13 protein-coding genes and 1 tRNA gene are annotated in these 16,046 nt (G+C 69.5%); 9 read left to right on the forward strand and 5 right to left on the reverse strand.

Features of this window, described 5'->3' with window-relative positions; all coding sequences use genetic code 11:
• Positions 1-116: 116 nt before the first annotated feature.
• Genes truD through ACX9TP_RS34285 form a run of 3 tightly spaced genes read right to left on the reverse strand, consistent with a single transcriptional unit; the run spans position 117 to position 3,510 of the window.
• A complete protein-coding gene (gene truD / locus ACX9TP_RS34275; protein ID WP_482974855.1) occupies positions 117-1,154 on the reverse strand; it encodes a tRNA pseudouridine(13) synthase TruD in 1,038 nt (345 codons plus the stop codon).
• Complete coding sequence (locus tag ACX9TP_RS34280; protein WP_482974856.1) at positions 1,151-2,497, reverse strand: DUF4388 domain-containing protein; 1,347 nt, start codon at positions 2,495-2,497, stop codon at positions 1,151-1,153. The genes truD and ACX9TP_RS34280 overlap by 4 nt, the downstream gene beginning before the upstream one ends.
• An 8-nt stretch (positions 2,498-2,505) precedes the next feature.
• Positions 2,506-3,510: a DsbA family protein gene (locus tag ACX9TP_RS34285; RefSeq protein WP_482982271.1), complete on the reverse strand. Its 1,005-nt coding sequence runs from the start codon at positions 3,508-3,510 to the stop codon at positions 2,506-2,508.
• 74 nt (positions 3,511-3,584) lie between these two features.
• Here ACX9TP_RS34285 and ACX9TP_RS34290 point away from each other — a divergent pair, with 74 nt between their 5' ends.
• The gene (locus ACX9TP_RS34290) at positions 3,585-4,646 is read left to right on the forward strand and encodes an asparaginase (protein WP_482974857.1); all 1,062 of its coding nucleotides are present in this window, start codon (positions 3,585-3,587) and stop codon (positions 4,644-4,646) included.
• A 58-nt stretch (positions 4,647-4,704) separates the two neighbouring features.
• On the forward strand, positions 4,705-5,628 hold the full coding sequence (locus tag ACX9TP_RS34295; protein WP_482974858.1) for a diguanylate cyclase: 924 nt from the start codon (positions 4,705-4,707) through the stop codon (positions 5,626-5,628).
• Positions 5,629-5,654: 26 nt separating this feature from the next.
• Here the strand turns inward: ACX9TP_RS34295 and ACX9TP_RS34300 are convergent, their stop codons facing one another.
• A complete protein-coding gene (locus ACX9TP_RS34300; RefSeq protein WP_482974859.1) occupies positions 5,655-7,247 on the reverse strand; it encodes a HEAT repeat domain-containing protein in 1,593 nt (530 codons plus the stop codon).
• Between the two features lie 132 nt (positions 7,248-7,379).
• Here ACX9TP_RS34300 and rpsU point away from each other — a divergent pair, with 132 nt between their 5' ends.
• The 7 genes from rpsU (at position 7,380) to ACX9TP_RS34335 (ending at position 13,732) form a co-directional block, all read left to right on the forward strand.
• On the forward strand, positions 7,380-7,574 hold the full coding sequence (gene rpsU / locus ACX9TP_RS34305) for a 30S ribosomal protein S21 (protein WP_002614080.1): 195 nt from the start codon (positions 7,380-7,382) through the stop codon (positions 7,572-7,574).
• 94 nt (positions 7,575-7,668) lie between these two features.
• Positions 7,669-8,127, forward strand: a complete 459-nt coding sequence (locus tag ACX9TP_RS34310; protein ID WP_482974860.1) for a GatB/YqeY domain-containing protein — start codon at positions 7,669-7,671, stop codon at positions 8,125-8,127.
• Between the two features lie 343 nt (positions 8,128-8,470).
• Entirely contained in the window at positions 8,471-10,285 is a 1,815-nt protein-coding gene (dnaG, locus tag ACX9TP_RS34315; protein ID WP_482974861.1) for a DNA primase, read from the forward strand.
• Between the two features lie 92 nt (positions 10,286-10,377).
• Positions 10,378-12,513 carry an RNA polymerase sigma factor RpoD gene (gene rpoD / locus ACX9TP_RS34320; RefSeq protein ID WP_482974862.1) on the forward strand — a complete coding sequence of 712 codons (2,136 nt, stop codon included), beginning with the start codon at positions 10,378-10,380 and terminating at the stop codon, positions 12,511-12,513.
• 84 nt (positions 12,514-12,597) lie between these two features.
• Complete coding sequence (locus ACX9TP_RS34325; protein WP_482974863.1) at positions 12,598-12,999, forward strand: MGMT family protein; 402 nt, start codon at positions 12,598-12,600, stop codon at positions 12,997-12,999.
• Between the two features lie 72 nt (positions 13,000-13,071).
• Positions 13,072-13,144, forward strand: a tRNA-Ile gene (locus ACX9TP_RS34330).
• Positions 13,145-13,279: 135 nt separating this feature from the next.
• Positions 13,280-13,732 (forward strand): GNAT family N-acetyltransferase, encoded by a 453-nt coding sequence (locus tag ACX9TP_RS34335; protein ID WP_482982272.1) that lies wholly within the window; start codon positions 13,280-13,282, stop codon positions 13,730-13,732.
• Between the two features lie 167 nt (positions 13,733-13,899).
• On the opposite strand, the gene ACX9TP_RS34340 is transcribed toward ACX9TP_RS34335, so the two are convergent.
• Positions 13,900-16,035: a hypothetical protein gene (locus ACX9TP_RS34340; RefSeq protein WP_482974864.1), complete on the reverse strand. Its 2,136-nt coding sequence runs from the start codon at positions 16,033-16,035 to the stop codon at positions 13,900-13,902.
• Positions 16,036-16,046 lie beyond the last annotated feature (11 nt).

The following is a 16,046-nucleotide window of genomic DNA, read 5'->3' on the forward strand; positions in this document are numbered from 1 at the left end:
GGCCCCTCCGGCCGGAAGCGGCAGGCGGGATGAAGCAACAGCGCCTCCGAGGGCCATGGCCTCCGGAGGCGCTGCTGTTTCCAGGGACTGGAGGGTGCCCGGAGGGCGCGTGCCGCTCAGCCGTCCTTGAGCAGCTCGTGCAGCACCTCGGTGGCGTACGCGCCCCGGGGCAGCTCGAAGGTGAGCCACAGGTCCTCGCCGCCCTCGGAGGACGGCTCGGCCACCAGCTCCGGTGCACCCAGGCGGACGCGGTAGGGCCTGCGCCCGCCTTCCGTCTCACCCCCGCCGCGCTTGAAGTCCTCCAGCGTGACGCCCTCCGCGACGAGCAGCCGCCCTTCCGCCTCGGCCACCTCTCCGGCGGACGCCGGCATCTTCGGACCGAAGAGGGGCCCGGCCGGGCTCACCTCGAAGGCGGCCACGCGCGGGCCGTCCACCTCGGGCGCCTCGCAGACGAAGAGGCCGCCCGTCTCCTCCTTGCGCAGCACGTCCCCGCGCAGCGCGGTGGCCAGCGTGCCCGCGCGCAGGCGCTCGGCCAGCGCACGGTTGAAGAGGCGCGACTGGAAGGCGGACAGGTACAGCTTGCGCTGGAAGCGGTCCGGCCGCTTCGCCAGCCGCTGGCCCAGCACCAGCAGCTTGCCCTGGTCCGCGTTGTCGCCCGCGCGGCCGAAGCGCTGCTCGCCGAAGTAGTTGGGCAGGCCCCGCTCCACCAGCCGGGAGAACGTCTCGCGCGCGGCGCCCACGTCCTTCACGCCGCGCAGCCGCAGCCGGAAGCGGTTGCCGCGCAGGTGCCCGGTGCGGAGCTTGTTGCCGTGGCGCTTCGCCCACAGCACGCGCACCCCCTCCAGCGCGAAGCCCTCCACCCGGGGCTCCGCCCGGGCGGGCACGGAGATGAGCTGCCGGGTGACGGCCTGCCGGTCCTTCATCCCCGCCACGCCCACGTCGTCCTCGGACACGCCCAGGGACAGGGCCAGGGCCTTCACCACCTCGCGGGTGTCCCGGCCGCGCTTCTCCAGCCAGAGGTAGAGGTGCTCGCCTTCGCCGGAAGGGAGGTACGCGGGGACTTCCTCCACCTCGAAGTCCTCGGGCACCAGCTTGAACGCGCCGCCACACCCGGGCACGTCCGCCGTCAGCCGCGGCAGCTCGGAATCCGTCACGGCGCCTCGAGCGTGGCCAGCAGTTCCTTCACGCGCCGGGCGAGGTCCTCGTCCGCGCGCGACTCCAGGAGCTCACCGGCCTGGAAGAGCAGGAAGAACATCACGTCGCTGAGCGCCTGCTTGAAGGACGCCAGCGGCTCGCTGCCCAGCTGCGCGCGGTGCCGCTCGAAGGCGTCAATCAGCTTCGGCTCCGGCAGGCTGCCATCCGCCAGGAAGGCCAGGCCCTCCAGCACGGGCGACGACGACAGGGCCTGTCCGGAGAGCGCGGCGTTGGCGGCGGCGATGAACTCGCGGTCCATGCCCTGCTTGGCCACCTCGTCGCGAATCTCGCGGAAGATGAAGTTGAAGACGCGCGCCACCGGCCGGGGGTCCACCGTGGGCACGGCGCGCGCCGCGGGCGGAGCCGCCGGCGGGGCGGCCACGGCCGGCTTCACCTGCGGGACGGGCGTGGGGGTGGACGCGGCCGCCGAGGGCACCATCAGCGGCTTGTCCGTCGTCGCCGCGAAGCCACCCTCCAGCAGCCGGAACACCACCTTGGTGATGTCGAACTCGGACAGCCGCGCCGCGTGGCCCAGCTCCAGAATCGTGCGCCGGCCGTCGAGCATGGCCAGCACCCGGTCCTCGTCCTCCTCCAGCTTCCCGTCCGACGGGCGCTTGCGCGTCACGTACAGGCGGCCGTGCGGGATGCGCTTCCGGAAGTGCGCCATCTCGTCGATCTTCCGGATGCTGTCCATCAGCAGGCTCTGCGTGGACAGCTGGATGATGTGGCCCGTCTTCTCGTCCACCGGCTGGTCCACGAGGAAGAAGCTCCCCTCGCGGCACAGGACGATGGCGTGGAAGATTTCGCTCACCTGGTGGGTGACGCACTTGAAGAGGTCATGCGCCTGCAGGAGCCCCTTCTCCACCAGCGCGCGGCCCACCTTGGACGGCGGCTGCTCGCGCAGCACGGCCTCCACCTGGGGGCGCTCCACGTAGCCCATCCGCACCAGCACCTCGCCCAGCCGGTCCGCCGGGTCGTCGGAGGACGCGCCGCGCACCTCGCCCTCGCGGAAGGTGACGGAGCGCTCACCGCCGGGCGAGCTGACGCGGATGACGCCGCTCCAGCGCGACTGGCTGAGGAAGGCGATGAGGTCCGACAGCGGGAAGCCGCCCGCGTCCCCGGACAGCACCACGCGCGGCACGGGGATGGAGCCGCCCTCCGCGGGGGTGCGCGAGAAGACGAGCAGGTCAGGCGCCGTCGGCACCAGCGCGTACGTCCCCGAGCGCCCCGCCAGCGGCGACGGAGCCTGTCTATCTTCCGGGGCGAGCTGGCCCGACCCCTCGATGCGGAAGCGAGACGTCATGCCCGGCGTCAGTCAGCAGCCCAGGCATTGTTGTTCGTGCGCCACTCCAGCTCGTCCTCGAGGCTGTGGGAGAGCATCTCGTCCTGGATGAAGCCCAGGTCGATGGGGCGCCCGTTGAAGTAGACGGACGGCGTGCCGGTGAGGCCGGCCGCGCGGCCCTGGTTGCGGAACCCCTCCAGCTCCTGCTTGTACGCGTCCGACTTGAGCACCGCGGCCAGCTTGTCGCCGTCCAGCCCCACGCTCTTCGCCAGCGCGGGCAGCGCGTCCGGCTTGAGGTTCTCCTGGTGCTCGAAGAGGGCGTCGTGCATCTGCCAGAACTTGCCCTGGTCCCGTGCCCACAGCGCCGCCTGCGCCGCGGGAATGGAGTTGGCGTGGTTGGACAGGGGGAACGGCAGGTAGCAGAAGCGCACCTGCTGCGCGTTCTTCTTCGCGAAGGCCTCCAGCACCGGGCGGGCCTTGGCGCAGTACGGGCACTCGAAGTCGGAGAACTCCACCAGCGTCACCGGGGCGCTGGCGCTCCCGACGCACATGCGGTCGTCCACCTTGAACTGGGAGCGGGTGTCGCGGAAGGCGGCGTAGTACTGCGACAGCGAGACGATGACCTCGGTGGCGGGGTTGCCCTCGGCCACCATGCGCGCGGCCAGCCGGGCCATCCGCTTCGCGTGCTTGCAGGGGGTGTGCTGCTTCAGGCAGGCGCCCAGCGTGTGGGGGCAGCCGCAGTAGCAGAACTCGTCGCTGAAGACGGTGGCCAGCTCGCGCTTCGCCGCCGGGGGCAGCGAGGAGAAGTCCATGCCGGGGATGCCGCTGAGCATGGCGGCCGGGTCCGACGGCGCCGCGGCGGGAGCCTGCGGGGGCTGGGCGGCCGGGGCCGCGGCGGGGGTGGGGGCTGGCGCGGGGGCGGCGGGAGCCGGGGACGCGGCCGGAGTAGCGCCCTCGGGGCTCTTGCAGCCGGGCCCCGTCAGGACGGCGGCGGCCAGCAGGGGAATGACACGCTTCCAGCAGGAAAGGAGCACGCGGCGGGTCTTAGCCATGCGCGCGGGGCTTGTAAAGGAACGCCAGCCTTGGCAGGGAAGCCCCCTTGCCCATCATGCCCAGAGTCCTGCTGCTGCATACGGGGGGCACGCTCGGAATGGCCGGTGGTCGGCCCTCCGCCCTGCGCCCCTCGGCCTTCTTCAAGACGCTCAAGTCCCGCGCCCCGGAGCTGTTCCGGCTCGCGGACATCGAGCTGGAGCTGTTCAGCAACCTCGACAGCTCGGAGATGCAGCCGGAGCTGTGGAGCCGCATGGCCGCCCACCTCCACCACCGCCTCCCCCACTTCGACGGGGCCGTGGTGACCCATGGCACGGATACGCTGGCCTACACGGCGAGCGCCCTCTCCTTCATGCTGCGCAACCCGCCCTGCCCGGTGGTGCTGACGGGCTCGCAGCGGCCGCTGGGGGAAATCCGCTCGGACGCCCGGCTCAACCTCATCGACGCGGTCCTGTCCGCCATCCAGGGCCCGCGCGAGGTGACCATCTGCTTCGACTCGCACCTGTACCGGGGCAACCGGACGCGGAAGGTGAAGGTGGCCGAGTACGACGCCTTCGAGAGCCCCAACTGCCCCGTGCTGGGCACGCTGGGCGTGGACGCCACCTTCGAGCCGGGGCTCAAGCCGCGGGGCGCCTTCCGCCTCTTCGAGAAGCTCGACTCGCGCGTCTTCCTCCTGAAGGTGTTCCCCGGGCTGGACCCCGCACTGCCGCTGCAGCTGCTGCCGCACGTGCGCGGGCTGGTGCTGGAGGCCTACGGGGCGGGCAACTTCCCCATCGACCCGGAGCTGGGCCGCTCGCTGCGGCCCCTCTTCACCCAGGCCCGCGAGCGGAACGTGCCGGTAGTGGTGGTGAGCCAGGCGTACCGCAACGGCGTGGACCTCTCCCTCTACGAGTCCGGGGCGGAGGCGCTCGCCTCGGGCGCGGTGGGCGGCGCGGACATGACGCCCTCGGCGGCGCTGGTGAAGCTGATGCAGGGGCTGGCCTACCATCCGCACTCCCCGGAGGCCCTGGCGCGCTTCATCCGGACCCCTGTAGCGGGCGAGCTGACCGTCGGACGGCCGACAGTCCCCCCACCCGCGCCCAAGCGCCGCCGTCCCGCGCGGCGGGTGCGGGCGGAGTGACGGACCGTGGTGGTGAAGAGGGCAGTATGCTTGCCGTCACGAAAAGGCGGCCCGTAAGATGGGTGACGCGATGTCCGAGGAGAAAACTTCCGTCCATTCCATTTCGGACCTGCTGGGCAGTGCCCAGCAGCAGAGCGCGTATCTGATCGTCATCAGCGCCAAGTCCGCGGCGGGCATCGGACGGATGTTCAAGCTGGACCGCTCCGAGGTCGTCCTGGGCCGCAGCTCCGAGGCCCAGTTCCAGGTGGAGGACGACGGCATCTCCCGCAAGCACGCCAAGGTGGTGGCGCTGGGGGATGGGCGCTTCCAACTGGTGGACCTGGCCAGCACCAACGGCACGTACCTCAACGGCCTGAAGGTGAACGCCGCGCCGCTCTACGACGGCGACAAGATTCAAATCGGCTCCAACACCGTCCTCAAGTTCTCCATCCAGGACGCGCTGGAGGAGCAGTACCAGCGCAGCATCTACGAGTCCGCCACGCGCGACGGCCTCACCCGCGTCTACAACAAGAAGTACTTCCTGGAGACGGTGCGCAAGGAGTTCAGCTACTGCCTGCGCCACCGGGTGCCGCTGTCGCTCGTGCTGTTCGACGTGGACCACTTCAAGAAGATCAACGACGCCTACGGCCACCCGGCGGGTGACTACGTGCTGACGCGCATCGCCCAGCGGGTGAGCGACACGGTGCGCACGGAAGACTTGCTGGCACGCTACGGCGGCGAGGAGTTCGCGCTGATGCTGCGCGAGTCCGCCGAGGACCAGGCGCTGGCGTGCGCGGAGCGCTGCCGCTACGCGGTGGACAAGGCCGACTTCATCTTCGGCGGCACGCCCATCAAGGTCACCATCAGCCTGGGCGTGGCCACGCTGCTGGACTCGGACTTCTCCCAGCCCGAGGACCTCATCGCCGCGGCGGACAAGTACCTGTACCGGGCCAAGCGCGCGGGCCGCAACCGCGTGGACGCCAAGGCCGTCAGCGGCATCTGAGCAGCGCCTGGCGGGGCCCGGCGCCGCTACAACCCGAAGCCCAGCCGCTTCATCCCCTCGCGCGAGACGTGCCGCACGTGGGTGTCCGCGTCGCGCGCCGCCGCGTCGGACAGCGCGGCGGCGGCCTGGGGCCCGCCAATGCGCCCCAGGGCCTGGGCCGCGGCCACGCGCACGGAGGCCACCGGGTCCTCGCGCAGGCACACGGCCAGGTCCCTCACATGGGGCGGCCGGCCGATGTTCTCCAGCGCCTTCGCGGCGGCCGCGCGCACCACCGGGTGCTCCGAGCCCAGCAGCCCCAGCGCGTCGTCCCCGCGCGTGGACTGGCGCTGGCTGCCCACCGCCTCCAGCGCGGCGGCCACCACCTCCGGCGCCGGGTCCTCCAGCGCGCGCGAGGTGGCCTCCGCCACGTCCGCGCGGCGCGCCGGCAGCAGCCCCAGCGCGCGCACGGCGCCCGCCCGCACCAGCGCCTGCGCGTCGTGCAGGTAGGGCGCCAGCGCGGTGAAGCGCTCGCGCGAGCCCTCGTCACAGTCCGCCAGCTGCGACAGCGCGTCGCCACGCAGCGCCGCGGGCAGCTGCGTTTCCCGGGCCGCGCCCAGGAAGAAGGCCGCACAGCCCTTCTCGTGCACCATGGCCTCCAGCCACGGCCGCGCCGCCGTGGCGTCTCCCGCCACCAGCCGGCGCTCGGCGGCCAGGCGCAGCGACACGCCCTCCGCGTCCGCCAGCCCGCGCGCGGCGGCCTCGCGCACCCACCGGTCCACGTCCTCCAGCGCGTGCTCCAGCTCCCTGCGCGCCAGCGGGCCGTACACGCGCAGCGACTGCACCGCCTTGCGGCGCTGGAGCGGATCCGGCCCGCGCAGGTCCACCTGCAGCGCCTCCAGCTCGCGCGAGTACACGGCGAAGAGCCGGTTCACCCGCGCCTCATCCGCCGGCCGCGCCTCGTCCAGGAGCAGGCGCCCCACCGAGGTGCGCTTGCGCTCGGCCACCGCCTTCAGCGCGCTGGCGGCAATCGCATCCCCCGCCTCCGGCCGCGAGGCGAGCGCCTCCAGCACCACCCGCGCGGGCCGCCGGCCCAGGAAGCCGGCCAGGTGCGCGAGCGCCGTGCCCCGCACCGTCGCGTCCTCCGCATACAGCTCCAGCTCCAGCGCCTTGCGGATGCCCTCGCGCCGCGCCCACACCCGGGCCGCCGCCTCCGGGCCCCGCGCACCCGCGTCCTTGAGGAAGTCCGCCGAGGACTGTCCCGCCTCGGCGGCGGCGCGGGCGGCGGTGAGGCACGCGTCCAGGTCCCCGGAGGCCGGCGTCGCGGCAATCCACTCGGACAGCAGCCGGCGCTCCGTGACGCCGCGAAGCCGCGCGTCCGCGCGCACCGCGGCCCACCGCACCCGCCAGTCCGCGTCCTTCCGGGCGGAGAGGAGGGCTTCGCGATTCGACGGTCGCATGCCCTCCAGGGCACCCACCCAGGCGTCCACGCGGCCGCCGGGCAGACATGCCCTGCAGGCCCTCGCGCGCTGCGAGGCGTCCGTCACATGCCGCTGACAGGACATCCAGCAGTCCTTCGTCCCGGTGCCGGCGCTGCTCTGGCCGGTCGCCAGGAGCACCACCAGGAGGAGGGCAGGGCTCACGATGCGGCCACTCTAGTGCATCGGCACTAGCGTTTCCCTCCAGCGCCCTTGCGTTTTACCCGGCACTGGGACATACCCGCTGCCCCTTTTGAGTCATACCCACATCTACGCATGGCGGAAGGAGGTGACAGTATGCCCGGTATCCGAGTTAAGGAAGGAGAGTCCATTGAAAGCGCCCTCAAGCGCTTCAAGAAGGCCACCGAGAAGGCCGGAATCCTTTCCGAGATCCGCAAGCGCGAGCACTACGAGAAGCCTTCCGTGAAGCGGAAGAAGAAGGCCCTCGCCGCCAAGAAGCGCGCGGTGAAGAAGGCCCGCAAGTCGTTCTAGGCGAGCCCCGTGTGCGGAGCCGGGGCCCCGTCAGGTGCCCTGGCTCCCGCCGTCCAGTCTCCCCGAACACAACTTCCAGAAGTGGAGTCGCGACATGGCCACCCTGAAGGAGCGGATCGACGCGGACCTGAAGGACGCGATGCGGTCCAAGAACGAGCTCACCCTCAGCGTCCTGCGGATGCTCAAGAGCGCGGTGAAGTACAAGGAAGTCGAGCCCGGCGCCTCCGCCCTCGACGATGCGGGCATCCAGACCGTCATCACCGGCCTCATCAAGCAGCGCCGTGACTCCATCGACCAGTTCAAGTCGGGCGGCCGTCCGGAGCTGGCGGAGAAGGAAGAGGCCGAAATCGGCGTCCTCCAGAACTACCTCCCCAAGCAGCTCTCCGCCGACGAGCTCACCGCCGAGGTCCAGGCGGCCATCGCCGAGGTGGGTGCCAAGGGCCCCAAGGACATGGGCGCGGTGATGAAGAACCTCAACCCCAAGCTCCAGGGCAAGGCCGAGGGCCGCGCCATCTCCGAGGCCGTGAAGGCGCAGCTCGCCAAGCTGTCCTGAGCCGCTTTCAAGGCGTGAAGCACCGTGCGGCGCTGTCGGGAAACCGGCGGCGCCGTTGCATTTGGGGGCAGCCAGGGAGGCGGAAACTTGCCCCCCTGCCCCCCCGTCATTAAGTGCCTGGACCGGCCCCCACCCGCCTCCGCCCCGTCCGGCGGAAATGCCGTGTCCAGGGGGCCGCAGGAGTCCCGTCCGTGCCCCATCCGCCCTCGCCCGTCCCCCGCTCCCCCTCGGCCACGGCCGTGGGCAGGATCCGCCAGGTCGCCTGTCGGACGGGGGACGTCAGCCCGGGCTGCGATGATGTCAGGCGTGCGCCCACCTGTGCGTGGGCCAGGGGGTGGGAGCCGTGATTCCGGAACACAAAATCCAGGAGATTCTCGACCGGGTCGACCTCGTGGGGCTGATTTCGCGCCACGTGGAGCTGAAGAAGGCCGGGCGCGAGTGGAAGGCGTGCTGCCCCTTCCACCAGGAGAAGACGCCGTCCTTCTACGTGGTGCCGGAGAAGCGCTTCTATTTCTGCCACGGCTGCCGTGCGAGCGGCGACGCGGTCTCCTTCGTCCAGCGCTACCTGGGGAAGACCTTCGTCGACGCGGTGAAGGACCTGGCCCGAGACCTGGGCATCGACGTGGAGGCCGAGGAGGACCCGAGCGTCCGCGAGCGGCAGCGCGTCAAGGAGGCCACGGACTTCGCCGCCGAGCACTTCCGTACCCTGCTGTGGCAGCAGGATGAGGGCCGCGCCGCGCGCGCCTACGTCGCCAGCCGCGGCGTCTCCGAGGAGACGGCCATGGCCTTCGGGCTGGGCTGGGCGCCCAACTCCTGGAGCCTCCTGGCGGACCGACTCCAGAAGCAGGGCATGCTCGAGTGGGGGCAGCACGCGGGCCTGGTGACGCCGCGCTCCACCGGCGAGGGCTATATCGACTTCTTCCGGGGCCGGCTCATCGTCCCCATCCGCTCACCGGAGGGGCGCGCCATCGCCTTTGGTGGCCGGCTGGTGGGCTCGGACGACGGGCCCAAGTACCTCAACTCGCGCGAGTCCCGCATCTACAACAAGAGCGAGACGCTCTTCGGGATGAACCAGGCCCGCGACGAGGTGCACAAGCGCAAGGCCGCCATCCTCGTCGAGGGCTACTTCGACTGCATCGGCCTGTACCAGGTCGGCGTCCGCCACTCGGTGGCGCTGTGCTCGACCAACCTCACCCCAGGTCACCTCCAGGTGCTCAAGCGCGCCGAGGCGAAGCGGCTGTTCCTCCTGCTGGACGGCGACAAGGCCGGCCTTGCAGCAGTCGAACGACTTGCCGGTCCCCTGCTCGCCGCGGGAGCGGACGCCCGGGTGGCCTTGCTGCCCCAGGGAGACGACCCGGACACCTTCGCGCGCCGTGAAGGGTTGGAAGGAGTGGAGCGTCTGCTCGAGAGCGCGCAACCGCTCACCTCGCACCTGTTCTCCACCGTCCTCCCGGACGGAACCCGCTCCCCCTTCGAGGAGAAGATGGCGGCGCTCGACAGGCTCAAGCCCATGGTCGCCCAGGTCCCTCCGGGGCTGGTGCGCAAGGACCTCTTCGAGGCCCTCGCATCCCACTTCGGCTGGACGGCCGCCATCGTCGAGGACTCCCTCAAGAACCTGCGCCCCAAGCCCACCACCGTGGGCCCCCAGCAGCACGCCGCGCCCACGCAGCAGCCCCGCCCCACGGAGAAGCCGCCCCCCTGGCTGGAGACGCTCTACGTCGCCTCCGTCCTCAGGGATGCTCGCCTGCTCGCTCGGGACACGTTCCGCGTCTGTGACGAACTGTCCCACATGGGCCTGCGGATGGCGCTCGCCCACGCCACGTCCGGCCATGGCACCGAGGATGCGCTCTACGAGGCGTCCGACGCCGTGAAGCGTGCGGTCGAGGAAGCCTGGCGCCAGCTCCCCGAGCAGGGGATGACGCTGGAGCACGACTTCTCGAACATCTGCCGGGAAATCATGGTGCGGCGCATTGACGAGCGCCTCATTTATATAAGGCGGGCGACGGAGCAGACGGCGGGGGCGTTTGACCTGACAGAGGAGACGCGCCAGCTCCTTTCGGAGCGCGTGGAACTGTTGGCCCTCAAGAAGCGTGTCCTGGAAGAGCTCAAGCCTGCCTCCGCCTCCTCGGGAACAAAGGCGCCCATGCAACCGGTTTGAGTTCGCGTTTGTAAGAAACCCTGACTTTGCGGTAGATCGGCCGGCTCGCCCCTGGCCTCAAGCCCCTGAATTTCCTAAGGAGAAGTACCCGAATGCCGACGCAGAAGCCCTCGAAGGCGTCCGTGAAGCCCACCAAGAAGAAGGTGGATCCGGTGATCCGCAAGAAGAAGGCTCCGGAGAGCTCCGCGACCTCGTCGGCCAAGGGGACGAAGGCGAGCACCGAGGAGAAGGAGACGGTTGCCGCGAAGGACGCGGTCGTCGCCGAGGCCACCGAGAAGCTCAAGAAGAAGAAGGGCGTCACCTCCGCGATGGCGGACGACGTGGACCCCGAGGAGGCCGCGGAAGAGGCTGCCGCCGCCGTCCAGGTGGACCCGGACGCCGTCGAGGACGACGTCGAAGAGGATCCGGTCGCCGAGCGCAAGGAGGTCAAGGACCTGCTCGCCGCGGGCCGTGAGAAGGGCTTCCTCACCTACGACGAGGTGAACGACGCGCTCCCCGCCGACATCGTGTCGTCCGATCAGATCGACGACGTGATGAGCATGTTCGGCGACAACGACATCGAGATCGTCGACGCCCAGAAGGCCGCCCAGAACAACGAGATCAAGCCCACCGTCACCGTCGAGGAGGAGAAGGAAGACGCCGACGAGGACGAGAAGGACGAGGACGACGAGCCGGGCGGCAAGTCGAACGACCCCGTGCGCCTGTACCTGCGCAAGATGGGCAGCGTCAGCCTGCTCACGCGCGAGGGCGAGGTCGAGATCGCCAAGCGGATCGAAGAGGGCGAGAAGGAAGTCCTGCGCGCCCTGCTCGCCTGCAAGGTGGCCGTGGAGGAGATCCTCGACATCGGCAACAAGCTGAAGACGGCCAAGCTGCGCGTGCGCGACGTCATCAAGGACGCGCCCGAGGAGGCCCAGGCCGAGGGCGCCGACGAGGCTCCCGAGGAGGTCGGCGAGGGCGACGCGCCGGCGCAGCTCGCTCAGTCCGAGCTGAACAAGATCGAGCAGATCTGCAAGCAGATCGAGCGCTTCCGCAAGTTCGCCAAGGACTGCGAGGTGCTGGAGGAGGAGCTCGCCTCCAAGAAGAAGCTGACCGAGGTTCGCAAGAAGGAACTGAAGCAGGAGATGAAGGACCTCCGGACCAAGATGATGGAGGTTCTGGAGGAGATGCGGCTCAACAAGAAGCAGGTGGACCGCATCGTCATCAACCTGAAGGCCCTCATCGAGCGCGTGGACAAGGCCGAGGACGAGCTCCGGGATTTGGAGCGTCGCTACGGCATCTCCATGAAGGAGCTTCGCCCGCAGCTGAAGGAGTCGCGGGAGAACCCCAACATCGGCAAGAAGCTGCAGAAGCAGCTCAACCTCACGCCCGAGCAGCTCGAGGTCCTGGACCGCGACGTGCGCACGGCGGTGCGGAAGATCAAGAAGGTCGAGGAGGAGGCCAACCTCCCCGTCGAGTCGCTGCGCCGCAACTACGACGCCATCCGCCTGGGTGAGCGCCGCGCGGAGCGCGCCAAGAGCGAGCTGGTGGAGGCCAACCTCCGCCTCGTGGTCTCCATCGCGAAGAAGTACACGAACCGCGGCCTGCAGTTCCTGGACCTCATCCAGGAGGGCAACATCGGCCTGATGAAGGCCGTGGACAAGTTCGAGTACAAGCGCGGCTACAAGTTCTCCACGTACGCCACGTGGTGGATCCGCCAGGCCATCACCCGCGCCATCGCCGATCAGGCCCGCACCATCCGCATCCCGGTGCACATGATCGAGACCATCAACAAGCTCATCCGCACCAGCCGCTACCTTGTGCAGGAGATTGGCCGCGAGCCGACGCCGGAAGAGATTGCCGAGAAGATGGAGCTGCCGCTCGACAAGGTCCGCAAGGTCCTGAAGATTGCGAAGGAGCCCATCTCCCTCGAGACGCCGATTGGCGAGGAAGAGGACAGCCACCTGGGCGACTTCATCGAGGACAAGAGCCTCGTGTCGCCGGCGGACGCGGTCATCAACATGAACCTGGCGGAGCAGACCCGCAAGGTGCTGGCCACGCTGACGCCGCGCGAGGAGAAGGTGCTCCGCATGCGCTTCGGCATCGGCGAGAAGAGCGACCACACGCTGGAAGAGGTGGGCCAGGACTTCGAGGTGACGCGCGAGCGCATCCGTCAGATTGAGGCCAAGGCGCTGCGCAAGCTGCGCCACCCGAGCCGCTCCAAGCGCCTGCGCTCCTTCGTGGAGAGCTGAGCCCGCGTTTGAAGGGTTGAGCAGTGAAGGCCCCCGCTCCCATTCGTGGACCGGGGGCCTTCGTGTTTCTAGAGTCTTCGCGCCATGGCCGCCCGCGCGAAGAGACAGAAGCCCGAGTCGAAGGTGAAGCCCGGTGCGAAGCCGAAGCCCGGGCCGGCGACGTCCGGACCGGAGCCGCGACCGCCCTTCTCGGAAGCGGTGTTCCGGGCGACGCGCGCGATTCCTCGTGGGCAGGTGCGCTCGTACGCGCAGGTGGCGCTCTACGCGGGCCGCCCTGGCGCGGCGCGCGGGGTGGGGCATGAGTTGACGGGGTTGCCCCCGGCGCGGCAGCGCGACGTGCCCTGGTGGCGTGTCATCCGCTCGGACGGGACGCTGGCGCCCATGGTGGCGCATGAGCAGGCGAAGCGACTGCGAGCGGAAGGGGTGGAGGTCCGCCAGCGCGGCGAGGTGTTCCGCGTGAAGGTGGACGAAGACGGGCGCGGGTAGAGACCGCCCCCCTTGCCAGCAACGCGCGCGGAGGGTTATTCACCCGACTTGCGGTGGCTGTTCTGTCTTTGGGGGCCCTTAGCTCAGCGGTTAGAGCTGTCGGCTCATAACCGATTGGTCCCTGGTTCGAATCCAGGAGGGCCCACTCCCCTACCCCGCCTGGCGTCTCGGGAATCCCCACTGAGGCGCCGGGGCGGGAAGCGGCCTCCGCGGTGGTAGCCCCCCAGCGAGGGACGCGGGCTAGAATCGGCTCGGTACCCGGCTCGCGGAGACTCCCTTGGTGATCCTGCGCAACGTCACGGATGAAGACCTCCCCATCTTCTTCGAGCACCAACGGGACGCAGTCGCGCTGCGCATGGCCGCATTCCCGTCACGGGAACGCGATGCCTTCCTGACCCACTGGCGCACGAATGTTCTCCGCCCCGAGAACGTGACCCGCACCATCGTCGTTGGCGGCGTGGTCGCTGGGTACATCGGCAGCTGGGAACAGGACGGCCAGCGCCTCGTCGCCTATTGGATGGGTCGCGAGCACTGGGGCAAGGGCCTCGCGACACGGGCGCTCTCGGAGTTCCTCGTGCACGAGCCGATTCGCCCGCTCCATGCGTATGTCGCGGTCCACAACGTCGGCTCGATCCGCGTCCTCGAGAAGTGTGGCTTCCGCACCGTGTCCCAGGAGAGCCCGCAGCACCCGGACGGAGTCGCCGAGGTCTTCATGGCGCTGGGTCCGAAATAGCAGGAGCCGGGTACGTCCCGTGCGACAGCCGCTCCGCGGAGCGGCTCTACAGCATCCTCAGTTCCAGGCTGGAGTTGCCCCCGTCACATCGGACAGCTCGAGGGACGGCGGCCCGGGGGTGGGATTGCAGCCCCCTCTCCCCCGGGCACGAAGCGCTGGAGACGTCCTCAGTTCGGCAACACCACGCCCATCAGCTCCGCGAACCTGCGCAGCTCGGGCGTCGGCTTGCCGGCCTCGGACCAGGGCGTGGCGGTCAGGTCCATCGCCGCCTCCCAGTCCGCGTTCTGCCCCCGGTCCCACTGGAACAGATAGTGGAACGGCTCGAGCTGGACGAGCGTGGCCCCCTTGTTGAAAGCATCCGCCGCCCAGATGGCCAGCTCCTCTGGCGGGAGCGTCTCGTCGAAGAGCATCCTGTGCCCATCGGTGCTCCACGTCTGGTTGCTCAGTCCGAGGCCCTTCAGGTTGGCGATGCCGGTGATGCGCGTCTGCCAGTTCTGGAGCCGGTAGTTGTGCGGGTAGTAGCCATCCGAGTGGTCTCTCACGCCCTCGTTGTTCGAATAGCCGAGGACGATGACGGAGGGGTGGCTGGCCGCGAACGTCTCGACATCGTCGCGGACCTCGTTGATGGGAGCCCACGTCGAGCACGGCTGCCAATACCGCTCATAGGGGTTGTGCCACTTGTTGTCGGTGAAGAAGACGTACTGCCCCCGGGCCTTGGCGAATGCGATGAGCTCGTCCGCCATCGCCGAGTCGTAGGCCCAGGCCGCCGGCCACGTGCCCTGGCAATGCCCCTCCGCCCACTGCCCCCAGTGCAGGGAGAGCACCTCGAAGATGCGCAGCCCCTCGAACAGTGAGCCGTACCGGGCGACATAGAAATCCACGTAGTTCGCATCCAGGGTGTTCCCTGTCGGATGCCGCCGCATCGCGACGTAGCCCTGCCCGGGCACCGAGCCCGAGAAGGTCGCCGGACATTGGCTGAACCTCGGCTGCCGGCTGCACATGCTGTGGGTGTCCGAGCTGTAGATGTCGAACATGAACGGGATGCTGTCCGCCTGCAGGCGGTCGAGCACCTTCACCAGCCGCCCCTTGAGGTCCTGCCGGATTCCGGGATTGAGCAGGGCGACCACGTGGTACCCCGCATCCCTGAAGCGCTCGAGCACCGCGATGACCCGGTCGAAGGCCGCGTCGAAGCCTGCCTGGTCGGCGTTGGCGACGAGCCCATTCACGAAGCCCTGGTCCAGCGAGAAGACGAGGGTCTGCCCGGCGTTCGCGCACGAGTTCGCGCTGTTCTTGCAGAGCGGGAACTGGCGGACGGCGGTGGGCTGCTCCTCCCACACGAGCGCCCTGGCATTCACTCCATCATCCGCAATGGCGATGAGCTCGTGTTTGTAGCTGCCTGTGTTGTTGTTGTTGACGTCCTTGCGGTTCTCGAAGGCATAGCGGATGTGATTGCCAGGAACGGGGGCGTTGCTCACGTCCGCGAGCAGCCCCGTACTCCGGAGGTTCCACTTCCAGTGGTCCACCGCGCCACTCGGGTGCAATGACCAGATGTAGTGGTGCCCGTCGGCGCGCAGCGCGCGAATCTGGTCCTGCCGCGCGGAAGCGAGGCCGGTTCCGAGCCAGTGACCCGCGACCACGTGCGTGAGCTGATTGACGGGAACGGCCTGCGGCGGGTTGGCCGTGTTGCCGTGGTCGTTGGAGTCGTACAGGTCCCCATTCCACTGCTTGCCGTTCCAATTCGGGACCAGGGTCGTATAGCGCGCGGTGGTGCCCGTCTGCCCCGGGACACCGTCGTTGCACTGGGCCAGGTCCCACGCGTACATCCACGACGTGCTGGACTGGAGCCCGATGACCTCCGAGCTCCCATTGGCATCGAGATCCGCGGCCAGGCCAAATCCCAGGGAATCGACGGGTACGGAGACGCCGGCCTGGTTCCTCAGGTTTCCATGGCAGTAGAGGACGTACTCGTCCCATTGCGCCTTCTGGAGCCAGACATAGAAGTAGTCCGTACTGGCATTGAGGCCGACGAGCACCCGCGGGCCGTAGGTGGCGGCCTCGTCGTGAGCGAGGAACGCCTGGAAGAGGAAGCGCAGGTTCGCGGGATCCACCGGGGTGTCACTGACATTCTTGACGACCCTCGTGAGCTTGGAGGGCGCCCCCTGAGGGGAAGCGAGCGGACGGTCCGCCAGCGCAACCCTGCTCGCTTCCGGCGCCTTCTCCGTGGGTGTGCACGCACTCAGGCCGGTGAGCCCGCCAACGAGCACCAGCGCCCCCAGCCTGTTCGTCAGACGCAATTTCGCCATACCGTGTGGCT

The organism is Pyxidicoccus sp. M15, from assembly GCF_056858435.1.